The sequence below is a fragment of the Luteimonas saliphila genome, assembly GCF_016774335.1.
Lineage (GTDB): Bacteria > Pseudomonadota > Gammaproteobacteria > Xanthomonadales > Xanthomonadaceae > Luteimonas > Luteimonas saliphila.
This window is the reverse complement of record NZ_JAETWA010000042.1, coordinates 193,708-216,664: the sequence shown is the minus strand read 5'-3', so window position 1 is coordinate 216,664 and position 22,957 is coordinate 193,708. Positions and strand designations below refer to the sequence as shown.

13 protein-coding genes are annotated in these 22,957 nt (G+C 67.3%); 5 read left to right on the top strand and 8 right to left on the bottom strand.

Annotated elements, in window-relative coordinates; genetic code table 11:
* Positions 1-145: 145 nt before the first annotated feature.
* From JMO03_RS13545 to JMO03_RS13535, 3 genes are all read right to left on the bottom strand, one after another.
* Positions 146-1,165: an IS5 family transposase gene (locus tag JMO03_RS13545; RefSeq protein WP_202844159.1), complete on the bottom strand. Its 1,020-nt coding sequence runs from the start codon at positions 1,163-1,165 to the stop codon at positions 146-148.
* A gap of 525 nt (positions 1,166-1,690) precedes the next feature.
* Positions 1,691-9,037 (bottom strand): toxin TcdB middle/N-terminal domain-containing protein, encoded by a 7,347-nt coding sequence (locus JMO03_RS13540; protein ID WP_202844157.1) that lies wholly within the window; start codon positions 9,035-9,037, stop codon positions 1,691-1,693.
* Between the two features lie 502 nt (positions 9,038-9,539).
* Positions 9,540-9,893 (bottom strand): Rieske (2Fe-2S) protein, encoded by a 354-nt coding sequence (locus tag JMO03_RS13535; protein WP_202844517.1) that lies wholly within the window; start codon positions 9,891-9,893, stop codon positions 9,540-9,542.
* 107 nt (positions 9,894-10,000) lie between these two features.
* Between JMO03_RS13535 and JMO03_RS13530 the strand changes: the two genes are divergently transcribed.
* The 5 genes from JMO03_RS13530 (at position 10,001) to JMO03_RS13510 (ending at position 15,473) form a co-directional block, all read left to right on the top strand.
* On the top strand, positions 10,001-10,297 hold the full coding sequence (locus JMO03_RS13530; protein ID WP_202844155.1) for a hypothetical protein: 297 nt from the start codon (positions 10,001-10,003) through the stop codon (positions 10,295-10,297).
* Positions 10,298-10,301: 4 nt separating this feature from the next.
* Positions 10,302-11,021 carry a fumarylacetoacetate hydrolase family protein gene (locus tag JMO03_RS13525; RefSeq protein ID WP_202844154.1) on the top strand — a complete coding sequence of 240 codons (720 nt, stop codon included), beginning with the start codon at positions 10,302-10,304 and terminating at the stop codon, positions 11,019-11,021.
* A 46-nt stretch (positions 11,022-11,067) separates the two neighbouring features.
* Positions 11,068-11,478, top strand: a complete 411-nt coding sequence (mscL, locus tag JMO03_RS13520) for a large-conductance mechanosensitive channel protein MscL (RefSeq protein WP_202844152.1) — start codon at positions 11,068-11,070, stop codon at positions 11,476-11,478.
* Positions 11,479-11,552: 74 nt separating this feature from the next.
* Entirely contained in the window at positions 11,553-12,956 is a 1,404-nt protein-coding gene (locus JMO03_RS13515) for a M28 family peptidase (protein ID WP_202844150.1), read from the top strand.
* A gap of 522 nt (positions 12,957-13,478) precedes the next feature.
* The gene (locus tag JMO03_RS13510) at positions 13,479-15,473 is read left to right on the top strand and encodes a glycoside hydrolase family 97 protein (protein ID WP_202844148.1); all 1,995 of its coding nucleotides are present in this window, start codon (positions 13,479-13,481) and stop codon (positions 15,471-15,473) included.
* A 56-nt stretch (positions 15,474-15,529) separates the two neighbouring features.
* On the opposite strand, the gene JMO03_RS13505 is transcribed toward JMO03_RS13510, so the two are convergent.
* The 5 genes from JMO03_RS13505 to JMO03_RS13485 all read right to left on the bottom strand — a co-directional run bounded on the left by JMO03_RS13505 (position 15,530) and on the right by JMO03_RS13485 (position 22,957).
* Positions 15,530-16,396, bottom strand: coding sequence for a TrmH family RNA methyltransferase (locus JMO03_RS13505; RefSeq protein ID WP_202844146.1), 867 nt, complete (start codon positions 16,394-16,396; stop codon positions 15,530-15,532).
* A gap of 1 nt (position 16,397) precedes the next feature.
* On the bottom strand, positions 16,398-17,831 hold the full coding sequence (locus JMO03_RS13500; protein ID WP_202844144.1) for an amino acid carrier protein: 1,434 nt from the start codon (positions 17,829-17,831) through the stop codon (positions 16,398-16,400).
* A gap of 208 nt (positions 17,832-18,039) precedes the next feature.
* On the bottom strand, positions 18,040-18,591 hold the full coding sequence (locus tag JMO03_RS13495; protein ID WP_202844142.1) for a GNAT family N-acetyltransferase: 552 nt from the start codon (positions 18,589-18,591) through the stop codon (positions 18,040-18,042).
* Positions 18,592-18,685: 94 nt separating this feature from the next.
* Positions 18,686-21,820, bottom strand: coding sequence for an efflux RND transporter permease subunit (locus JMO03_RS13490; RefSeq protein ID WP_202844140.1), 3,135 nt, complete (start codon positions 21,818-21,820; stop codon positions 18,686-18,688).
* A gap of 6 nt (positions 21,821-21,826) precedes the next feature.
* A complete protein-coding gene (locus JMO03_RS13485) occupies positions 21,827-22,957 on the bottom strand; it encodes an efflux RND transporter periplasmic adaptor subunit (RefSeq protein ID WP_202844138.1) in 1,131 nt (376 codons plus the stop codon).

Genomic DNA, 22,957 nt, shown 5'->3' with positions numbered 1-22,957 from the left:
CTAAGAAACTACGTGAAATTGGACAGCGCGTGAAGATCGTAAAGATCTAGGGAAGGTCTGAACAAGCCGTCGAGCTGAGCGACACATTGGAACCTGCGCCTGCATTCATGGATTCGATGCGCATGTTTCTGCATTTACGGGAATTTCAGGCCGGAATGACCTGCACATCCCTGTTCTTTCCGACCTGCGGACGCACCTTCCCTGTCATCGCCAGCAATCGCCTGCGCACCATCCACAGGTTCGACAAGGCGAACAGCACGTTCAACTGGGCGCCGTTCTTGGCCAGGCCCCGGTAGCGCACCTTGGTATGGCCGAACTGCCGTTTGATCACCCGGAACGGGTGCTCCACGCGCGAGCGCACTTTCGCGATCAGGTGTTCGATCAGCTCACTCACATCCTTCAGTTCGCCTTCCGACAACGCCTTGATCCGGCTCCGGCGCTCGGCGATGTTCCAGCGGATCTTCTTGCCCTTCACTTCGCCGCGCTTGTCCGCGCCCGTGTAGCCGGCATCGCCATACACCGACTGCTCCTTGCGATGCAGCAGCTTGTCGGTCTGCGTCACATCCGCCACGTTCGCCGCCGTCGACAACACCGTGTGCACCAGTCCCGAATCCCGGTCCACGCCGATATGCGCCTTCATCCCGAAGAACCACTGGTTGCCCTTCTTCGTCTGGTACATCTCGGGGTCGCGCGTGCCGAGACTGTTCTTCGTCGAACTGGGCGCATCGATGATCGTCGCATCCACGATCGTGCCCTGGCGCAGCAGCAGGCCGCGTTTGATCAAATGGCCGTTGACTGCCTCCAGCATCCGCTTGGACAGATCGTGCCCCTCCAGCAGGTGACGGAAGTTCAGGATCGTCGTCTCGTCAGGGATCGCCTCCAGCAGCGACAATCGGGCGAACTGCCGCATCGAGGCGATCTCGTACAACGCTTCCTCCATCGCCGGATCGCTCAATGCGTACCACTGCTGCAGCAGGTGGATGCGCAGCATCGCGTCCATCGCGTAGGGGTGACGGCCCCGACCGGCTTTCGGGTAGTGCGGCTCGATCAATGCCAGCAGCGCTTTCCACGGCACCACCTGCTCCATCTCGCCCAGGAATATCTCGCGCCGGGTCTGCTTGCGCTTGCCTGCATGCTCGGCGTCGGAGAAGCTCAGTTGCGTCATCGCGTCGTCCCTTCGATCAGCTGCCGATAGTGTCGCTGATCGGGAGCGGCTTGTTCAGAGGATCCCTAGCTTGCCCTCTCCCTTCCGACTCGAGATTCGAAGAAAAGATATCCAGCAGTGAACGAAATAAACAGGAGCGTGAACCATAAAACATCTCGACCGATCAGATGGAGTTGACTAGAACGGAAGAAACCCTCTGACAGCGCGCCGCCGCTGTCCAGAAAGACTCTTTTCACAACCCCCGAATAGTCGCTAAAGACCGCCAAAGACATTGTCCACAAAATCAGTGCCCCTGAAAATCTGAGGGGCGAGCCGGGACGCTTCAAGAGTGATGAAACTATCAACCACACCGCTGAAGGGACCAGCAGAGACACGACAAAGTTGGCGCTATTTCGCGCTAGTCCAATTGGAACGATCTTACCCCGAACAATGTCTGGGGCCAGGAAAACAAGCATCTGGATCATCCAAACCGCGAGCAAGAGGAGCAACCCTAGTAGCAATTTCCTCGGGACAGTGCTCACCGCGCTAGTTTCCATATTTTGACCTCCAAGCCCTTTGAAGCGCTCGATCCTGATCTCGGAACATCCTAGGCCCAGCGAGGAGATTCGCAGATGCACCGAGCCTGCTGGAGTAGGCGTTGTAGCCAACTCCATGCGTAACAGCCCAAACTCTACCGCCCGACTGGATAACCATCCGGTTCACCTCTCCTGGGAACAGAGGGTGCTTCCAAGTAGTAACGTTCGTGGCCATGTAAACGTCTCTGTTAGCGATCTGCCGTATCACCCCACCTGGCAAGGTATAAGTCCCCGGCAGATCCATTCCCGCGTACGCAGATGCATACAGTAAACGATCTTGCCCCGGCGCTGAGACCCCTTGCGGTCGCAATCCAAAGCTCGGCGCGTTGTACCCATCAAGCATCAGTTCGCCAACGTTCTGAAGCGTGCATCCGTTCTCGGAGATCCCACATATTTCGTTTACTTCCGTATATCGATGGTATGAAGGCTCATCCTTTTCGTACTTCAAATCACTTGGCCACTTACCATGCTCCTGATGAACCTCCTCGTTGAACGCCCTACTGAATGCTGCCGTTACTGCTCCATTCGCGAACTTCCCGCCCGATAGTACAGAGGCTGTTCCTCCGAGCGCGGCAGCAGCGGCAACCCTTGCAGCCGCGTAGTTGCTGGCGCCACCGCCAATGCGATCGATACCTGCCGAGAACGCCTGCGTTACGCCCGCACTGGCGAATCCGTGTCCGAACTTTCCACCCTGCAGCTTGGACATCACGCCTCCAGCGACACCATGGGCCACTGTCTTCGCTGCATAGCCGGCCGCATTCAATCCCGATCCCCAGATCTGGTCTCCCTGCGTAGCCCAGTTTCCAGCATTCGCGAATGCCTCTCCTATGCCGAAGAACGCGGCGGCTGACACGGCACCCCAAAGCGCCCCTTGCCAAGTACCCGTGGAAGCACCGCCTGCAAGCGCCCCAAATGCCACGGTCCCCCAGAACTTTGCAGCCGTAGATACAGCCCAATACTGCTGCGTCGCAACCGCGACGACAGCGATCACGATACCGAGCACCTGCCTCCAACTGAACATTCCTGTGGGATCTGTGTAGGCGAGTGGGTTGTTGAACACATACGTGTACGCATTCCAGCTCTGCAGGTTGCCCGGCGCCTGGATCATCGGATCCGCCTGCAGGAACCGATGCAACTGCGGATCGTAGATCCGCCCGTTCATGTGGATCACACCGATATTGGTGCCATCCACGTGCTCATGGCCGGTGAACCCGCGCGAAGTGACGCTCGATCCCGTCTCGGTGACCCCTGCCGGGTTAGTGAAGCTGCGGCGGTACCCGAAATGCCGATAGTCGAGGTTGTCGACGATGGTGCCGGTGGCGGTGGTGGTGCGCACCACGCTGCCCAGCTGGTCGTGAAACAGGTAATGGGTCGTGACCGCCGTGCCGACGATGCTCTGTTGCAGAACACCGGCGACCTTGCGCTTGATCGTCTTGACGCCCCCGACGGTCTCGATCTCCACGTTGCCCAGGTACAGCGTCGTCTTGCCGTCGTGGACGCGCTTGTAGCGCTGGCCGTCCGTGCCGTACCAGAACCGTGTCCTCACCGTACCGCCCAGGACGATCTCGTAGGCCTTGTTGTCCAGGCTGTACCGGATCAGGCGGTCGCCTGCGGTGCCCGACTGGTCGCGCAGGGTCTGGTTGCCACGGATGTCGTAGTAGTAGTCGCTGACCACACCGCTTGCGCTGGTCGTCTGCCGCACGCGGTGCGGCCCGGTCGTGCCGGTACCACCGCCGCCTTCGAGCGTTCCCGTACCACAGCCGCCCCTGCCCTCGTACGTGAAGGGCGTGCCGTAGACCTTGCAGATGTTGCCTACGGCGTCGTAGCTGCCGGTGAAGGTAGTGGTATTGGCCGTCGCACCCGCCACCATCGTCGCCCTGGCCAGGGTCAGCCGGCTGAGGTTGTCGTAGCTGTAGACCTCCAGGTAACGGGTCTCCTTCTGGGTGGTGGTGAGGTTGCCTGCGGCATCCCATGCGTAGCCTTCGTCCATCAATCCGCAGGTGGCGGCATTGCCGGCGCAGATACCGGAGATGCGGCCAGACCTCGGCCAGTACTCGCGCACGACATCCATGTCGGCCGACTGGGCTCTGCGCTCGCGGATGATGTTCCCGCGCGCGTCGGCCTCGAGGTAGATGACGGCGGTGCGCGCGTTGGGATCGGTGGGAACGGTGGACCCGGGACAGCCCGTGGTTGTGGCGGCTTCGGTGGTGTCGCAGATCGCCCGCAGGTGGCCGAGAGCGTTGTACTGGTTCAGCGCCCAACGGCCGCTTGCATCCTGCTGCTTCCACACACGTCCGCGGACGTCGTAACGGACGGCCGCCGGGTAGGCCACGCCATCGATGGTGGTCGTGCCCCCATAGGGCCGGCCCAGCGCGTCGTAGGTGTAGGTGCGGCTCTGCGCCAGCGAAGTGCCCGCCTGTCCGATCCAGCCATCGTAGGTGCCGGTAATGCTTTCGCTCGCAGGCTTGCCTGCGCCGTACGTGGCCGTGTCGAAGTTGAACAGCGACTCGGACTCGGTCAGCCCGTCCGCGCGCTTGGCGACCTTGCGCCAGACCCGACCACGCGCGTCGTACCAGTTCTCGATGCGGTTGCCCGCGGCATCCACCTGCGCCGTCAGCTCACCCAGGGCGTTGTACTCGAACGTGGTGACGCCGGCGTCGGGATCGGTCTGCTGGAGCTTGCGCCCCAGCGAATCGTAGACAAACGAGTTACGCACCGTGCCGCGCCCCGCATCGCGGTCTACGCGCACGACCGAACCGTCCGCCTGGTAGGCATAACTGATGTTGGTCCCGTTCGCGTCGGTGACGCGCCGGAGTTCACCGGTGGCCCAGTTGAGCGAGCTCGTGGTCTTTCCGCGCGGATCGGTGACGGTTGTGGTCAGGCCGTTGTAGGCCGTCGTCGCCGTGGCATAGCTGTCGGCGGACACGCCGTCCGGCGTGCTGATCGCGATTGGACGGCCCAGCACATCGTAGGTCGTGGTGGTCCATAGCAGGCTCGTTGCCGTACACGCGCCGGCTGCGATCGTCGGGCCGTTGCTGCCGGCGGTGCCGGCCAGGAAGAAGGGGTTCGAGACGCGGCGCGGCTTGCCAGTCAGGTCGTAGGTGGTGCAGACCGCGCTGACATCCTTGCCGGAAACGCCGACATTGAACGTCTGCGTCGCCTGCATGATTGGACGGCCAAGCACGTCCAGATAGGTCCACTGGCCGGGCGCATCGGTGGTCAACGTCTCCTGTCGGAACTTCGCACCCGTGGGGCAGGTCACCTCGCCCGCAGCGGTTCCGCACCAGCGGTAGCGGGTCGCCGAGCGTACGCCACTGGCGGCATCGGTCTCGAGGCCGCCTACCGTCGTCTGCTGCCACGTGTAGTAGGGACGGCCCATGGTGCCGTACAGGGCGCGGGTCTGCACGCCGTTGATGTCGGAGGCATGGGTGACATCGCCAAACATGTTGCGCGCGTGCACCGTGGAGGTCTTGCGCTCCACCGCGCCCGTGCCGTTCCAGAAGGGTTCCCAGGTCTCGGTCGGGAAACGGCCGCGGCTGTCGAAGACGGTCTTGCTGTAGCGATGGATCGTCCGCGCGTTCGCGGGCCGGAACTGGGTGAGCGCGGCATTGCAGTCGGTGCCCGAAGGAAGGCCATTGGCGTTGGCGCAGATGCGCGTCATGGTGCGGTTGCCGTACGAGTCCAGCGTGTGGATCTTGAGCAGATTCTGGTCGGCCGCACCGCTGCCATTGCTCTCGGTGTAGCCGGTCCGCTCGACATCGAGCAGCCCCGTCGCGGCGCCACCCATCGCATAGTTGAACGCCGTCTTCCTCACCACCGAACTGACACCGGGTCGCGAATGCGTGACAATCGAATGGGTCAAGCGGCCGAGACGCCATTTGGCAGCATTGTCCTGGGCATAGGTGTTCGAAGTGGTCACTGTGTACAACAGTGCATTCGCCGCGTCGGAGGTGCTGACGTCGGTCAACAGCACGTTGCCGTACGCACCATACCCGAACGTGGTGGCAACCTTGCTCGTGATGGCGCCACTTGCCGGGTCACGCACATCTTCCTCGGAGCCCGCTGTCCGTACATGTAGCGCAGCCTGCACGCCGGGCGCAAAGCCGACAGTGTTGACGCCGATATCGCGATCGGCCTCCCAGACTTGGGTACTTCTTGAAAAGATAGTCCCGGTAAGCGCGGGGAAGGCCTGCCCTGGCGTCGAGAAGCAGTTGTTGGTGATCGCCGCGCCCAGGCACGCAGGCACGCTGAAGGTAGCGTTGACCACTCGCTTGACCGTCTCCGCAGGCATCCCGACGAACGGGAAGTTCTGTGCGTAGAGCGTGCTGGTGACCACGTGCTGGTTTGCCACTTGGTTCGGATCGTAGGTCACGATCTCGCGGAACCCGAGGAAGCCACGCCCGCCGGCCTGCATCTTGGCGCCCGCGTACCTATAGTGGACCGTGGCCACTGCGTTCGGATTTCCGTCCTGAGGTGAACTGCTCGATACCGCCGAGACGGCGTACATCGGCATCAACAGATCGCTCACCGGCGACCCCCGTCCCCAGTTGGTCGCGTTCCGGCTTCCGGAGTCGCGCCTGTAAAGTGCATTGTTGGTCAGGGGCGCATAGTAGATATTGGTGATGGCCCCAAAGCCGTTGGTGACCTGGGTAATGACATCCCGCGGCTTGAACCGAGTATTGCTCCTGGCGACGGTCAACCCGAGCGAGCTGGAAGCGACGTTGAAGGACTGGAAGTCCAGGTTCCCGTCGCCATCGAGATCGGCGAAGACCGGAACTCGCAGGTTCTCGTTGCATCCCGACGTGTTGCACAGGCGGGCATTGCCTCCTGGGAGCGCAACGACGGGTGCATAGCCTCCGCTCGGGAGCGCGTACCGGACCTGATAGGCCTTGTACGCACCCATGTTGGCCAGCTGAAGCATGTCCGCCCGGCCATCTCCATTGACGTCAACGAACCTCGCCTGGTCGCGATAGCTGACCAGGGGCAGCGGATTCCAGCTGAGGAAGCCATCGCCCCGGTTCAGGCGATAGTTCCAGTCCGCACTGGAATTCGTTCGAATGAAGACATCGGTGAGACCGTCACCGTTGGCATCGGCCAGGGTGATCGCATGCGGGTTGCCTGTCGTGATTAAGGAGTACGACGCCAGGGGAATCGTGCTTGCCGTCGTTTGCCCGGGCACCATTGCATGCAGATGGTCGTAATGGGTGACCTCGTAGCATTCGATAGGTGCCTTCACGGCAGGAGAGCGCATTTCGACGGCGGATGCGGAGGGGCCGTAACGAAGCGTTTCCGCCTGATCCGCGCCATTCAATCCGCGGTCCTGGATGCTCAGCGGCTCGATCATGCACCCCGGCAGACCAGTCCAGGTGCGGGTACGCACGGTGATCGACAGCAGCAGGTCGGAGGCGGCATCGCCATTGAAGTCCGCAAGCTGCGTGAAGCCGGTCTTGGTGGTCGGCATCGAGGACACCCACCAGTCGCACTGTGGGGTGTAGGGATCGGGGCCAGGCGGAAACGTCGGCAAGCACCCGTACTGCTGGAGGATGGAGGTGACGTTCACACTGAATGTGCGTTCGGCACCCCAGCCGAAGCTGCCGCCCTGACGCTCCATCAGGCGCGCGCGCATCGTGGCGTTCGCGCCCGCGCCGGGATAGACGATGTCGGTCAGGCCGTCGCCGTTGAGGTCCGCGATCTGCACCTGCAGGCCGGCGTTGTCGACAGAAGGAATGGCTGGCAGGGCGGCAATCAGGTTCAAGGACATGTTGAAGCCGGTACCGGTGGAAGGATGCACCTTCCACCCCTGACCGGTTGCGCTGGACACGAACAGGTCGTCCCTTCCGTCCCCGTCGTAATCCAGAAGGTGCCAGGTGCCATCGCCCCGGTCGTAGACTTTCGCAGGTACGCAGTTGTACTGCGTATCCGGATATGCAGGAGTGCCGGTAGCATTAAAGCTGCTAACCATGGTGACTACCCAGCTACCGTTCACGCAGCCGGACCCGGCCTGGTACAGCAGGGCCATGTCGAGTCGTCCATCGCCATTGATGTCGCCGAGCTTGAAGCTGCGGAAGTTGTCGGTGGTGAGGTTGGCCGGATTCGCGGCGCTCTCGTTGGTCGAGAAATCGTAGCCGCCGTTGCTCCACTGGAACGTGGTGGGGGACGCGCAAACGGCCTTCGAGCCATCCTTGCACTCGAGCACGCTTGTGAGCACATCGAGATTGCTTCCCGAGGCGGATGTGCCGTATCCCAATTCGTAGAACCGTGCCTGGCTCGCTGTCGTGCACTGTCCGTCGGCTGCGGTGGTGCAACTCTGGATGTTCGCCAGCTGCCACCGTTGCACGAACGTGGCGCCGCTGGCGTATCCCACCGCGCGCTTCGCTTCAGGACGCCACGCGTAGTTGAACAGCACCTTGGCGTATGGCGCGAGCGCCGTGCCTGTTTGTCCCGCCAGGACCGTCTTGCCGGTGAAGCGGACCTCTTTCAGGAGGTGTTCGACCGACGCCGCGGGCGTTCCCGGATTCTCGTGGTAGAGGTAATCGATGTAGTTGCCGGTCGAGTCCTGGAGCCGGGTTTGCGCCCAGACGAAGGCCTTGCTGGTATGGCCGGCTGCGTTGGTCTCGACATAGCCGTCGGGACGATTCGCAGTGGTGTTGTTGTCGCGGTCGCCATACCAGCTGGTGGAGCCGTCCTTGCGGTCGACAGTAAAGAAGGCAGGCCCGTTGGCACCGGACTGCTGGTAAAGGCAGACGCGCTGGAACGACTGCACCTCGGTGTGCAGCTCTTGCGCCGACCAGCCGGCAGGAGGCGTACAGCTGAGCGTTTGCGCGGGGATCAGGCGCTGTCCGTCCAGGCAATACTTGTCGCTAGTAGAGAAGTTGATCGGCTGCGGATTGCCATCGGTCGGCGCCCCACCGCTGATGAAATCGCCGGCCTCGCGCGTCGCCCGGCAACGGGTGATCGACGACAGTCCGCCGATCGACCACCCCTTCCCCAAGGGCCCGTAGCCGCCCTGGCTGGAATAGTTCAGCGACAGCTTGGGAGCAACGCCCGCGGTACCGGGCACGGTGTAGATGGGGATCGAGTAGGTTGCGGCTCCCGATTCGTCCACGCGGAACTCCGCTGCGATCGCGGAGACCTTGTCGGATTCCACATCCGGTGCCGTAACCGGGACGTTCTTCTCGCCATCCTGCGCATGCAGGTCCCTGAGAAAGAAGTCCAGCGGGGCCAGCAGGCTGCCAATGATCAGCAGGACCAACGCAGCGTCGCGCACCGATGTCCGCGACAAGGCCGTCTTCACCATGAGTTTTCCCCGAAACCGCAATGCCCGTTGCAGGCATTGCCCTTCCCTGTTTCTGCACCACTGGCAGTCTTCCGTGACGGGGCGCCCCTGCCCCCGTTGGCGATGCCGGCATTGCAGGCCCCGACTTCTGTCGGCGTGAATACGCCCGCCCGGGAAGCCCTGTCAAGTGGTCCGCTCGGCGCGACCGGGCGACGCGCTGATGTGCTTGAAAATCATGGAGAAGGAAGCGCGCCTCCTGCTCCTCGGCGTCGCGCTGCGAAGCAGCACGCAACACGTTCTGCGCAGGCTGCAGGCTGCAGGGTCCAGGGAGGCGAGGCGAGACGTGGCCAGAGTCCGGGTGCCTGACAGGCTGCTATGGGTAGGGGAACGGGCTACACCTGTCCTGGACTGCCCCATACCTGGAGGCCACAGGCACGTCCGGACCTGGTCTTACGAGGAGCAGCGCAATTCAGCGATCAGGAGCCTGGATTTCTCGCTTCGCTCGAAATGACGATCCGGGCTTCTACGGCGACGGATCCACCAACACGTCGCCATCCCTCACCATGACCGGCACGGCCCGCAGCGCCTCGCCCCGGCACGGGCCCGCGACGCATTCTCCGCGGACGAGTTCGAAACTCGCGCCGTGCGCGGCGCAGACCAGCAGGCCGTTCTTGGTCTTGAGGAACTGTCCGGGCGACCAGTCGAGGCGGCGGCCGGCATGCGGGCAGATGTTGAGCCAGGCCCTCACCTGCACGCCCTCGCGGTACAGCAGCAGCGACTCCGCATCGCCGTCGATCGCCGCCTCGACCTCGGCGAAGCCGCCGTCGGGAATGGCGTCGAGCGCGATCAGGCGGACAGGCGCGTCGCCGTTGTTCATTTCACTGGCGGATGTCACGGGTTCATGTCCCGGGTTTAACGAACTTGTTACAACTTGGTGAAGGCTGCGGACGATACTGGTCGCCCCGCATTGTCTCATCCCCGCCGATGTCCTCCGTCTTCTTCCGCACCCTCCACGCCCGCTACGACGCCTCGGCGCTGCGCGGACTGTTCACGCCCCGCAAGCCGCGCAATCCGCTGCTGCGCGTGGCGCTGGGGCTGGTCGGCATCGCGATCCTCGCGTTGTTGCTGGTGGTGGGCTTGTTCGTCGGCGCCGCGATGGTGTCGTTCGGGCTGCTGCGGGCCGCGTTGCGTGGACGCAAGCCTGGTTCCGTGCAATCTGCGGACGTGCTCGACGCCGAATACCGGATCGTCTCCAAGCCGGGCCAGCCCGCGCTGCGCTGATCGCATGCAGGCGCACGACGTCGTTGAAGCGGCGCCGGTCCCGCGCGTCCCGGTGCGCGGCGGCGGCACGTTCCCGGTGCGCCGCGTCTACTGCGTGGGTCGCAACTTCGCCGACCACGCGCGCGAGATGGGCGCCGCCGCCCCCGCCTCGAAGGCCGAGCGCGGCACCCCGGTGTTCTTCCACAAGCCGGCGGACGCGATCGTCGTCGATGGCGAAGTCGACTACCCGCCGGCCACGCGCGACCTGCACCACGAAGTGGAACTGGTCGTGGCGCTCGGCCGCGACGCACCGCCCGGCGAATTACCGGTGGACGGCGCGGCCGCGCTGGTGTTCGGCTACGGCATCGGCCTCGACCTCACCCGCCGCGACCTGCAGGCCGCCGCCAAGGGCAAGGGCCTGCCCTGGGACAGCGCCAAGGGTTTCGACCAGTCCGCGCCCGTCAGCGAACTGGTGCCGGCGACCGACGTGGGCGATCTCGCGCCGCGCCTGCTGTCGCTCGACGTCAACGGCGAGTGCCGCCAGCAATCCACGCTCGACCAGCTGATCTGGGACGTGCCCGAGATCCTGCACGAGCTGTCGAAGCTCTACGCGCTGCGTGCGGGCGACCTGGTGTTCATGGGCACGCCCGCGGGCGTGGCCGCGCTGCAGCCGGGCGACGAATGCGTGGCGCGGCTCGACGACCTGCTGGAACTGCGTTGCCAGGTGCGCGCACCGGCGGCATAGTGGCCCGGGCCGCGCGGCGGCCGTTCCCCCGAGACAGGAGACGCCGATGGGCATGATCAACGAGTTCCGGGAATTCGCGATGCGCGGCAACGTGATCGACCTCGCCGTGGGCGTGGTGATCGGCGGCGCGTTCGGCAAGATCGTCACCTCGCTGGTCGATCACGTGATCATGCCGCCGATCGGGCTGCTGCTGGGCGGCGTGGACTTCGCCGACATGGGCTGGACGCTGCGCGCGGCGACTGTCGACGCGGCCGGCGAGGAAGTCCCCGCGGTCGTGCTCGGCTACGGCGCATTCGTCAACACCATCATCCAGTTCGTCATCATCGCCTTCGCCATCTTCATGGTGATCAAGGCGATCAACCGCTTCCATCGCAAACCCGAAGCGCCACCCGCGCCCGCCGCGCCCAGCGAGGAAGTGCTGCTGTTGCGCGAGATCCGCGATTCGCTCAGGCGCTGACGCGACTTCCCGCACATCCACGCGAAGCCGCCGGCCTGTAGGCTGGCGGCTTCTTCGTTTCCGGAAAGCCGCCCATGCGCCTGGCCAAGCTGCTGCTGCCCGCCTGCCTGTTGCCCGTCCTCGCCGCCGCCGCGGAACCGACGCAGGTGCCCGATGCGGCGCTCGCGACCGCCGAAGCATTGCGAGAGCGCGCGCTCGCCGACGACACCGGCTGGAAGATCGTCGAATCGCTGACCACCGAGGTCGGCCCGCGACTGGCCGGCAGCGAGGCCGATGCGCGCGCGGTGGCCTGGGCGCAGGCGAAGTTCCGCGAACTCGGCTTCGACCGGGTCTGGATCGAGCCGGTGCGCTTTCCCACATGGGAGCGGCGTAGCGAACACGCCGCCGTGCTCGGAGAAAACGCGCAGCCGGTGGTGGTCACCGCGCTCGGCGGCAGCCCCGGTGGCACGGTGGAAGCGCAGATCGTGCGCTTCGAGAGCATGGAGGCGTTGCAGGCCGCGCCGGCAGGATCGCTCGCGGGCAGGATCGCGTTCGTCGACTTCGACATGCAGCGTACGCGCGACGGCAGCGGTTACGGCAAGGCCGGCGCGGTGCGCAGCCGCGGGCCGTCGGAGGCGATCCGCAAGGGCGCGATCGGCTACCTGATGCGGTCGATCGGCACCAGCCCGCATCGCGTGGCGAACACCGGCATCACCCGTTTCGACGAAGGGCTCACGCCGATCCCGTCGGCGGCGCTGTCGCTGCCCGATGCAGACCAGCTGGCGCGGCTGCTTGCACGCGGCCCGGTGCGCGTGCGCCTGGCGCTCGACTGTGGCTGGACCGGTGCCGAGTACACCTCGCACAACGTGATCGGCGAGATCACCGGGCGCGAGGCGCCGGAGCAGGTGGTGGTGATCGGCGCTCACCTGGATTCGTGGGACCTGGGCACCGGCGCGATCGACGACGCTTCCGGCGTCGGCATCACCATGGCCGCCGGCCGCCTGATCGGGCAACTCCCGCAGCGGCCCAGGCGCTCGATCCGGGTGATCGCGTTCGCGAACGAGGAACAGGGCCTGCTCGGCGGGCGCGAGTATGCGCGCCGGCATGCCGACGATGTAACGAACCACGTGATCGCCGCCGAAAGCGACTTCGGTGCGGGGCGCATCTACGGCTTCAGCACCAGCGCGCCCGCGCACGCGGACGCCGCCACCCGGCGTTTCGCCCAGGCGCTGACGCCGCTCGGCATCGAACACATGCCCGGCAAGGGCGGCCCCGGACCCGATATCACGCCGCTGGCCGCGGTCGGTGGCGCCTGGGCATGGCTCGGGCAGGACGGATCGACCTACTTCGATCTGCACCACAATGCCGACGACACCCTGGACAAGATCGATCCGCAGGCGCTGGCGCAGAACGTGGCCGCTTATGCGGTGTTCGCCTACCTGGCCGCCGAAGCGCAGGGCGATTTCGGCAGCGCGCCGAAGCAGGTCGCCACACCCTGAGCGCAATCGCGTGGCGGTGGGGTCGCGGCCGACGCCGTTCCTGCATGGATCATCCGTCGCCGCATCCTCATCATGCCCGTAGGAGCGCCTTCAGGCGCGATACGCACGCGGACGAACGCCTCCGGATCGGCGCTCACGTCCACGGCGCGCAGGGGAATTCGGTGCTGCCGCTGCGGTCCGCAAGGCAGCGTGGATCCGCCGCTGCGGCCGGCGACGTGCAGGGCTACCGGCTTCTCGCGTTCGTTGCCCGAGGTTTCGAGGATGGGAGGCGTGCCGGGCGGCTCGCGTCCCGCACGCGTCGCGGCGGGCGTCGCCTCTGCGTCTGCGCTGGGGTCGTGGCTGCGCTGGGGAGTCGCGGCTGAAGCCGCTCCTACGCTGCGTCTGGTAACGCACCGGGCGGTCGGCGTGCAAACACGCCCGTCTGCACGCCGCCACGCTATGCGATTTCGTACTCGACCTATTCCACACACGGTGCGGCCGGGGCATTACGCTCCGGGCCTGCCGAGGGAGAGGAGTCCGCCGATGCGCAGCCGTCATGTCCTGCCGATCCTGCTGTCGATGCTGTGCGTCGCCGGACTCGCGCACGCGGCACCCGACGTACCGCTGCAGTTGCAGTTGCAGTCGCCTGGCGGCAGCGCATCGGCCACGCTGACGCTCGATGCGCAGGCACAGCCGCACTTGGCGGTGTCCTGGCGCGGCGAGCGGATACTGTTGCCCTCGCCGCTCGGTGTGCAGTTCGGCATGGACGATCGGCTCGACCGCGGCCTGCGCATCGTCGACAGCCGTCGCAGCGAGCACGATTCGGCCTATCGCTTCGTCGCCGGCAAGGCGCACGAGGGCCGCGATCACCACGCCCAGCTCGAAGTGGACCTGGCCGACGCGCAGGGACGCACGCTGGGCCTGGTGCTGCGCGCCTACGACGACGGCATCGCGTTCCGCTACAGGCTGCCACTGCCGGCGCAGGGCGACCTGGTGGTGCGGCAGGACCTCACCGGCTACCTGTTCCCCCGCGACTACCGCTGCTGGTCGTTCAACGTCGGGCGCTTCAACACGGCGCACGAGGGCGAGTTCGATCCGATCCAGGCCTCGAAGATCCGCCCGATGCACCTGATCGACCTGCCGCTGGTCTGCGAGACCGGCCACGGACAGACGACCTTCGCGATCGCCGAGGCCGATCTCGACCGCTACGCCGCGTTCTATCTCGGCGGTCGCGGCGATGGCCGCCTCGGACTCGACACGCGCCTGTCGCCACGCCACGACACGCCGGAGATCGCGGTGCGCATCCCGCGCGGCGACGTGGCGGCCGGCGGTCACCTCACGCCGTGGCGGGTGGTGATGCTCGGCGACACGCCGGGCGCGCTGGTCGAATCGAACCTGATCTCCACGCTCAATGCGCCCACGCCGATCGCGGACACCTCCTGGATCAGGCCCGGCAAGAGCGCCTGGGACTGGTGGTCGGGCAGCGTGGCGCCGGACGTGCCCGAAGCGGGCATGAACACCGCGACCATGCGCCGCTACATCGACCACGCCGCGGACATGCGGCTCGAGTACATGCTCATCGACGCCGGCTGGTATCCCGGCAGCAGCGGCGGCGACCTGTGGGATCCGTCCGCCGATGCGGGCCGCACCATCCCGGAGATCGACATGCCCGCGCTGCTGGCGCATGCGCGCGAGCGCGGCGTCGACATCTGGCTGTGGGTGCACTTCAAGGCGCTCGACGCACGCATGGACGAGCTGTTCGCGCTGTACCGCAAGTGGGGCGTGAAGGGCGTCAAGGTCGACTACATGGACCGCAACGACCAGGAGATGGTCGCGTTCTTCCACCGCATGATGCGCAGCGCCGCCGAGCACCGGCTGATGCTCAACCTGCATGGCGCCTATCGGCCCACCGGACTCAATCGCACCTGGCCGCACTTTCTCACCCAGGAGGGCGTGCTCGGCGCCGAGTACAACAAGTGGAGCCGCCGGATCACGCCGACGCACAACGTCACCGTGCCGTTCACGCGGATGCTGGTCGGGCCGATCGACTACACGCCCGGCGGCTTCCGCAACACCACGCCGGACAAATTCGAGGTGTCGTTCGTGCGTCCGCAGGTGATGAGCACGCGCACGCACCAGCTGGCGATGTTCGTGGTCTACGAGAGCCCGCTGCAGATGGTGGCCGACAGCCCGGACGTGTACGTCGACGCGCCGGGCGCGGATTTCCTCACCCTGGTGCCCACCAGCTGGGACGAGACGCGCGTGCTGTCGGGCGCCATCGGCGAACACATCGCGGTCGCACGACGCCTGGGCGAGGACTGGTACGTGGGCGCGATGACCAACGAATCGCCGCGCACGCTCGAGGTCGACCTGTCGTTCCTCGGCGACGGCCGCTACGACGCCACGCTGTGGCGGGACGGCGCTGCGCCCACCGACGTGCGCCGCGAGGTGCGGACGCTGGTCGCGGGCGAACGGCGGATGTCGCTGCAGCTGTCGTCCGGCGGTGGCGCGGCGATCAGGCTTTCGCCGGCGCGTTGAGCGCCGTCGCCCGACCGGGGCCCGGACGGCTGCGCGCTCGCCGTGCAGCCGCCAGGTCAGCGGCCCTCCGTGTCGCGACCGACGGCCCGGGCACGCGCCCACTGCGCCAGCAGCACCGCCGTCGCGGCGGCGACATTGAGGCTTTCCACCGCACCGGTGCCGGGAATCGACACGCGCAGGTCGCAGGCGGCCGCCAGCGACGCGTCCATGCCCTCCCCCTCGGCGCCGAGCACGTAGACCAGCCGCTGCGGCAACGGCGCGGCGAACACGTCGACACCGTCGCGCACCACGGTCGCGGCGAGGATGAAGCCCGCACCGCGCAGGCGCGCGATCGCATCGGCATCGTCGGCCAGGCGCACCATGGCCACCGCTTCCGCGCCTCCTTCGGCCACGCGCGCGGCGGCGCCCGAGAGCGCAAGCGGCGAGCGCTCCGCCAGCAGCAAGCCCGAGACGCCGAAATGCGCGGACGCACGCAGGATCGCGCCCAGGTTGTGCGGGTTGCCGACCCCGTCGAGCCACAGCGCGCAGCAAGGGCCCGCCGGCAGCGCGGCCAGCCAGTCGTCGAGCGTGCGCGGCGCCTCGCGCAGCACGTCCGCGACCACCCCCTCGTGATGCGTGCTCGCCGCCAGCCGCCGCAGCTCGTCGACATCGTCGACCACGCGGTAGCCGACGCGCTGCGCCACGCACCACTTCAGCAGCGGCTGCAGCTGCGCGATGCGGTCTTGCGCGAGGTAGAGCTTGCGGATCGCCTGCGGCCGGCGCGCGAACACCGCACGCACCGCGTTCAGCCCGTACAGGCGCAGCTCCCCGGGTTTGTCGCGGACCGGGACCCGGTCGTCACGCGCCGGGCCGACCGCGGCTGGCGCGCGTGCGCCCCAGGGGCTGTCGCGCCCCGGCGACGGCGGCGTGCGCCTGCCCGCCATGTCAGTCGCGCTTGCGCCAGAAATCGGCGTTGCGGATGCCGAGCGCCTCGGGGTCGAAGGTCGGATCGAGCCCTTCGCCCTTCTGCCGCTCGTAGTCGCGCAGCGCGGCCAATGCCGGCTTCTGCAGGATCAGGATCGCGATGATGTTGAGCCAGGCCATCAGCCCGACACCGATGTCGCCCAGCGTCCACGCCATCTCCGCGCTGCGTACCGCGCCGAAGGTCACCGCCGCGAGGATCGCCACGCGCAGCACGAACGTCATCCACGGCCGGTGCACCCTGCGGTTGATGTAGGCGACGTTGGTCTCGGCCATGTAGTAGTAGGCGAGGATCGTGGTGAATGCGAAGAACAGCAGCGCGAGCGCCACGAAGGCCGCGCCGTATCCTGGCAGGATCCCTTCGACCGCGTTCTGCGCGAAGCCGGGCCCGACCTCGATGCCCGGCAGCGCCTCGTACAGCATGCCGCCCTCGGGGCTGTTGACGTTGTACATGCCCGTCGACAGGATCATGAACGCGGTCGCGCTGCACACCAGCAGCGTGTCCACGTACACCGAGAACGCCTGCACGTAGCCCTGCTTGGCCGGGTGCGAGACCTCGGCCGCCGCCGCGGCATGCGGACCGGTGCCCTGCCCCGCCTCGTTGGAATAGATGCCGCGCTTCACGCCCCACTCGATCGCCAGGCCGAGCACCGCGCCGAACGCGGCTTCCATCCCGAACGCGCTGCGGAACACCAGCAGGAACATCTCCGGGATCTGTGCGTAGTTGAGGAACATGATCACCAGCGCGACCAGCATGTAGGCCAGCGCCATGAACGGCACCACCACCTGCGCGAACGCGGCGATGCGCTTGACGCCGCCGAAGATGATGAAGCCCAGCGCGACCACCAGCAGCGTCGCGGTCGCGGTCGGCGGGATGCCCCAGGCGTTGAACATGCTGGCGGCGATGCCGTTGGCCTGCACGCCCGGCAGCAGGAAGCCGGTGGCCACCACCGTCACCAGCGCGAACAGCCAGGCGTACCAGCGCTGGCCCATCGCCTTCTCGATGTAGTACGCAGGGCCGCCGCGATACTGCCCCTTGTCGTCGGTCTCCTTGTAGATCTGGCCGAGCGTCGATTCGACGTAGGCGGTCGACGCGCCGAGGAAGGCGACCACCCACATCCAGAACACCGCACCCGGACCGCCGAAGTAGATCGCAGTCGCCACGCCGGCGATGTTGCCGATGCCCACGCGCCCGGACAGCGACAGCGCCAGCGCCTGGAACGGCGAGACGCCGGCCGCGGACTTCTCGCCCGAGAGCATCAGCCGGATCATCTCGCGCACGCCGCGTACCTGCAGGAAGCGCGTGCGGATCGAGAAGTAGAGGCCGGCGCCCAGGCACAGCCAGATCAGCGGAGGACTCCAGATCCAGCTGTTGAGGGTGTTGACGATCTGTTCCACGCACGTTCCCCTTGCTTCGGATGGGAGGTCGGCAGCCGGCGCGCGGCTGGCGGACCGGCCGATTCTGACCCATCGGCCCGCAAACGCGAAGCGCTCGCCGGGCAACGCGGGTGGCGGGGACCGGAATCGCCGCCAGGATGCGCCGGCGACGGCCTAGCGGGCGCACGGACCGGGCCCCCGGCATGCACTCGCCTCGCGTTCCGTGGCCTCAGCGCTGCCCCGGGGGTGGCAGGACCACCCGCGCGAACAGGCGCAGATCGTGCACCGTTCCGCGCTTGCGCACCGCGCTGCGCAGCACGCCTTCCTCGACGAAGCCGTTGCGCAGCAGCACGCGCGCCGAGGCGGTGTTGAAGTCGAGCACGGTCGCCTGCAGACGCAGCAGACCGAGCGCCTCGATGATCCACGGCGCGAACGTCGACACCACCCGCGTCATATGCCCCCGGCCCCAGTGCGCGCGACCCAGCCAGTAGCCCAGCTCCGCACCGACGTCGCGCTCGCCGGCGAGCCGGCGCGCGCCGATGCCGCCGCAGGCCTGCCCGTCGATCTCGATCGCGAACACCGGATCGGACAGGTCCACGACCCGGCCCGCGAGGAACGCCTCGCCATCGGCGCGGGTGTAGGGAAACGGGAAACGGTCGCTGGTACCGCGCGAGACCTGGGCGTCGTTCGCGTGGCGCAGCAGCGCGTCGAGGTCGTCCGCGCGCCAGGCGCGCAGGCGGATGCCGGTGTCGACGGTGAGGATCGTGCCAGGCGGATGCATCGCAGTGCCGAAAGAAATGCCGGCGGCAGGTTACACGTCGCGCGGATGCGCGTCGCTCCCGCCCGTCGCCGGAACGCGCTCGCTGTCGGCCGCCTCAGGCGTGCCCGCTCACCGGCGCGACTTCTTCTTCCATCTTCTCCAGCTTCTTCGCCAGCGCGTCGGGCGAGCGGGTGAACGGCGCCAGCAGGGCGTAGAACGCCGGTACCACGAACAGCGACAGCAGGGTGGCGAAGGCCACGCCGAAGATGATCACCACGCCGATCGTGGCCCGGCTGGCCGAGCCCGGTCCGCCGGCCACCACCAGCGGCACCGCGCCCATGATCGTCGCCGCCGAGGTCATCAGGATCGGCCGCAACCGCACCGCGGAGGATTCGGCGATCGCCTCGCGCACGCTCTGGCCCTCGTCGCGCAACTGGTTGGCGAACTCGACGATCAGGATGCCGTTCTTCGCCGCCAGTCCCACCAGCATCACGATGCCGATCTGGCTGAACAGGTTGAGCGTGCCGCCGGTCATCCACAGCCCGATCAGCGCGCCGAGCACCGCCAGCGGCACGGTGAGCATGATCACCAGCGGGTGGAGGAAGCTCTCGAACTGCGCGGCGAGCACGAGGTAGACGATCAGCAGCGCCATGGCGAAGGTCAGCAGCACCGCACCGCCGGCACTCTGGTACTCGCGCGACTCGCCCCGCCAGTCGATCTGCGCGTAGTCCGGCAGTTCCTCCTCGACCACCTGCCGGGTCCAGTCGATCGCCTCGCCCATGCTGTAGCCCGGGGCGAGGCCGGCGCTGATGGTGATCGCACGCAGGCGGTTGAACCGGTTGAAGCTGCCCGGTTCGGCGATCTCGCCGAGCGTGACCAGGTTCGACAACGGGATCATGGAATCGTCGCGGCCGCGCACATAGGTGTCGGCCAGGTCGGCGGGCGTCATCCGGGTCTCGCGGCCCGCCTGCAGCACCACCTCGTACTCCTCGCCGTTGTCGACGTAGGTGGTGACGCGGCGCGAGCCCATCATCGTCTCCAGCGTGCGCCCGATCTCGGTGACCGAGACCCCGAGGTCCGCCGCGCGCGCGCGATCGATCTCCACGCGCATCTGCGGCCGCGTTTCCTTGTAGTCCGAATCGGGATCCTGGATCCCGTCGTTGTCCTCCATGCGGGCGAGCACGCGGTCGCGCCACTGCGCCAGCTCCGCGTAGTCCGGTCCGCCGAGCACCAGCTGGTAGCGCTGTCCGCGACTGCCGACCAGGCCGCCCGGCACGTTGGCGCGCGCCTGCACGCCGGGCAATGCCGCGAACCGGGCACGCAGGTCGGCCACCACCTCGTCGGTGGTTTCCTTGCGGATTCCCCAGTCTTCCAGGAACACGATGACCTGGCCGGTGTGCATCTCCTCGCTGCCGCCCCAGCCGCGCGGCACGCGCGAGTTGGCGCGCTCGATCGGCTTGCCCTCGCCCACCTGGCCGAGGACGATCCGCTCGACCTGCTGCATCTGCGAGACCGTGTAATCGAAACCGGCGCCCTCCGGGCCGTCCACCATCACGAAGAAGCGGCCGCGATCCTCGGCCGGCGCCAGCTCGCTCGGCACCCGCAGGAACAGCAGCGCCGCCAGCGCGGCGCACAGCGCCATCACCGACAGCACCACCAGCAGCAGACGGCCGGCCGGCAACGCGACCAGCCGCGACACCCGTCGGCCGTAACCGGCGCTCACGCGCCCGAGCTGCCGGTTCATCCACGCGTTGAAGCCGGTGACCTTGCCATGCGGGCGCAGCAGCTTGGAACACATCATCGGCGTGAGCGTGAGCGCGATGAAGGCCGACAACGCCACCGCGCCGGCCAGCGCCACCGACAGTTCGCGGAACAGGCGGCCGGTGTTGCCTTCCATGAAACCGATCGGGAGGAACACCGACACCAGCACCGCGGTGGTCGCGATCACCGCGAACGCGACCTGCGCCGTGCCGCGCCGTGCCGCGACCAGGGAGGGCTCGCCGAGGTCGACCCGGCGCTGCGCGTTCTCCAGCACGATGATCGCGTCGTCCACCACCAGGCCGATGCACAGCACCAGCGCCAGCAGGGTGAGCAGGTTGATCGAGTAGCCGAACGCGTACAGGGCGATGAATGCCGCGATCAGGCACACCGGCACCGTGACCGCGGGAATCAATGCGGCGCGCAGGCTGCCCAGGAACAGCCAGATCACCAGGAAGACCAGGGCCATGGCCTCGAACAGCGTCCAGTACACGCGCTTGATCGAGGCGTCGATGAAGGTGGTGCCGTCGTAGGCGATGAAGATCTCGGTGCCCGCCGGCAGGGTCTGCTGGATCACCTCGGCCTCGGCACGCGCGGCGCGGGCCACATCGAGCGCGTTCGCGGTCGAGGTGCGCACGATGCCCAGGCCGACGTTCGGCACGCCGTTGCTGCGCAGGTAGGCGCGGCGCTCCTCCGGCCCCAGCTCGACCTGGGCGACGTCGCCGAGCCGGACCACGTAGCCGTCGTCGCCCTTGCGCAGCGGGACCTGCGCGAACTGCGCCGGTTCGCGGTAGCCGCGCTCGACCCGGAGGGTGAAGTCGCGCGTCTCCGACTCGATCCGGCCCGCTGGCAGTTCGACGTTCTCGCTGCGCAGCGCATTCTCGACGTCGGACGCGGTGATCCCGCGCGCGGCCATCGCGTCGCGGTCCAGCCAGATCCGCATCGCGTAGCGCTGGCCGCCGCCGAGCTGCACGCGCGCCACCCCGTCGAGCGCCGACAGCCGGTCGACGATGTAGCGGTCGGCGTAGTCGGTCAGCTCCATCGTGTCCATCACCGTGGAGCGCATGTTGAGCCACACGATGACTTCGGCGTCGGCCTCGACCTTGGAGATCTCGGGCGGATCCGCCTCGTCCGGCATCCGGTCCATGACCCGGCTGATGCGGTCGCGCACGTCGTTGGCGGCGGCCTCGATGTCGCGGGTGAGGTTGAACTCGATGGTGACGTCGGCGCGGCCGTTGCGGCTCTGCGACTGGATCGTATTGATGCCCTCGATGCCCGACAGCGCGTCCTCGAGGATCTGCGTCACCCGGGTCTCGACCACGGCCGCGGACGCGCCGGGATAGGTCACCTCGACCGAGACGATCGGCGGGTCGATGTTGGGCAGCTCGCGCAGGGTCAGGCGCATGAACGACATCAGGCCCAGCACCACGAGCAGCAGACTCATGACGATCGCGAAGACCGGCCGCTTGATGGAGATGTCGGAGAGCATCATGGCCGGTCAGCCTTCCCGGACGCCCGCCGCCGGCTGTCGCTGCGCCTGGCCCGGCGGCTGCGCCGTCTGCGGCCCCGGCTCGGGCGCCGGCGCTTCGCTCACCGCCACTCCCGGACGCAGCTTGCCGGTACCCTCGACGACGATCCGGTCGCCCGCGGCGACGCCCTCCAGCACCTCGACGCTCCCGGCGCGGCGCTCGCCGACGGTGATCGTGGCGCGCTCCACCGTGTCGTCGTCCTTCACCCGCCAGACGAACGTGTCGCGACCCACCTGCACCACCGCCAGTTCGGGCAGCACCAGCGCCTCCCGCCCGGGCTTGGCGAGTCGCACCTGCAGCAGCATGCCCGGGCGCAGGCGGCGCTCGGGGTTGGGGAAATCGCCGCGGACCAGCACCGCGCGCGTGCCGGGGTCGACGCGGGTGTCGACGCTCGACACCTCGCCCTCGAACGAGCGGTCGGGGTACGCGACGCTGGTGCCCGTGAGCGACTGCCCCTGGGCAAGGTGCGCGATGTGCACCTCCGGGACCGGGAAGTCGACGTGGACGCGCGAGATGTCGTCGAGCGTGGCCACCACCGTGCCCGGCGTGACCAGCGCGCCCGGGCTCACCTGGCGGATGCCCAGCACGCCCGCGAAGGGTGCGCGGATGCTGCGGTCGCCGATATCCGCGCGCATCTGCGCGACGCGTGCGAGCGTCGCGTCGCGGGTCGCTCGCTGGGTATCGAGCTGCGAACGCGCGATCAGCTGCTGCTGTACCAGCTCACTGCCCCGGCGGAACTGCTGTTCGGCTTCCTTGGCCTCGGCCTCGGCGGCCTGCAGCGCGGCCAACTGCTGGTTGCCCGACAGCGTGATCAGGGTCGCGCCCGCGGCCACCTCGTCGCCACTGTCGAAATGCACGCGTTCGACGGTCTCGCTGACCTTGGCGGTGATCGTGACCGATTCGCGCGCGGTCGCGGTGCCGAGCGCGGAGATCGTGTCGTTCCACGGCTCCAGCGCGACCCGCGTCGTGGTCACCACGGCGGCCGGCACCGCAATCCCCGGGCCGGCGGACGTGGCGTCCCTGCCGCACGCACCGAGCAGGAGGCAGACGCCGGCGAGGAGCAGGATCTGGGGCGACAGGGTGCGGAGGTGGGCAGGCAT

Bases quoted from the DNA above. Each gene is read 5' to 3' on its own strand.
- JMO03_RS13530 (WP_202844155.1), top strand. From the start codon at position 10,001: ATGTCCTCCGTCTTCTTCCGCACCCTCCACGCCCGCTACGACGCCTCG.
- JMO03_RS13490 (WP_202844140.1), bottom strand. From the start codon at position 21,820: ATGATGCTCTCCGACATCTCCATCAAGCGGCCGGTCTTCGCGATCGTC.
- JMO03_RS13485 (WP_202844138.1), bottom strand. From the start codon at position 22,957: ATGCCTGCCCACCTCCGCACCCTGTCGCCCCAGATCCTGCTCCTCGCC.
- JMO03_RS13545 (WP_202844159.1), bottom strand. From the start codon at position 1,165: ATGACGCAACTGAGCTTCTCCGACGCCGAGCATGCAGGCAAGCGCAAG.
- JMO03_RS13510 (WP_202844148.1), top strand. From the start codon at position 13,479: ATGCGCAGCCGTCATGTCCTGCCGATCCTGCTGTCGATGCTGTGCGTC.
- JMO03_RS13515 (WP_202844150.1), top strand. From the start codon at position 11,553: ATGCGCCTGGCCAAGCTGCTGCTGCCCGCCTGCCTGTTGCCCGTCCTC.
- JMO03_RS13495 (WP_202844142.1), bottom strand. From the start codon at position 18,591: ATGCATCCGCCTGGCACGATCCTCACCGTCGACACCGGCATCCGCCTG.
- mscL (WP_202844152.1), top strand. From the start codon at position 11,068: ATGGGCATGATCAACGAGTTCCGGGAATTCGCGATGCGCGGCAACGTG.
- JMO03_RS13540 (WP_202844157.1), bottom strand. From the start codon at position 9,037: ATGGTGAAGACGGCCTTGTCGCGGACATCGGTGCGCGACGCTGCGTTG.
- JMO03_RS13525 (WP_202844154.1), top strand. From the start codon at position 10,302: ATGCAGGCGCACGACGTCGTTGAAGCGGCGCCGGTCCCGCGCGTCCCG.
- JMO03_RS13505 (WP_202844146.1), bottom strand. From the start codon at position 16,396: ATGGCGGGCAGGCGCACGCCGCCGTCGCCGGGGCGCGACAGCCCCTGG.
- JMO03_RS13535 (WP_202844517.1), bottom strand. From the start codon at position 9,893: ATGAACAACGGCGACGCGCCTGTCCGCCTGATCGCGCTCGACGCCATT.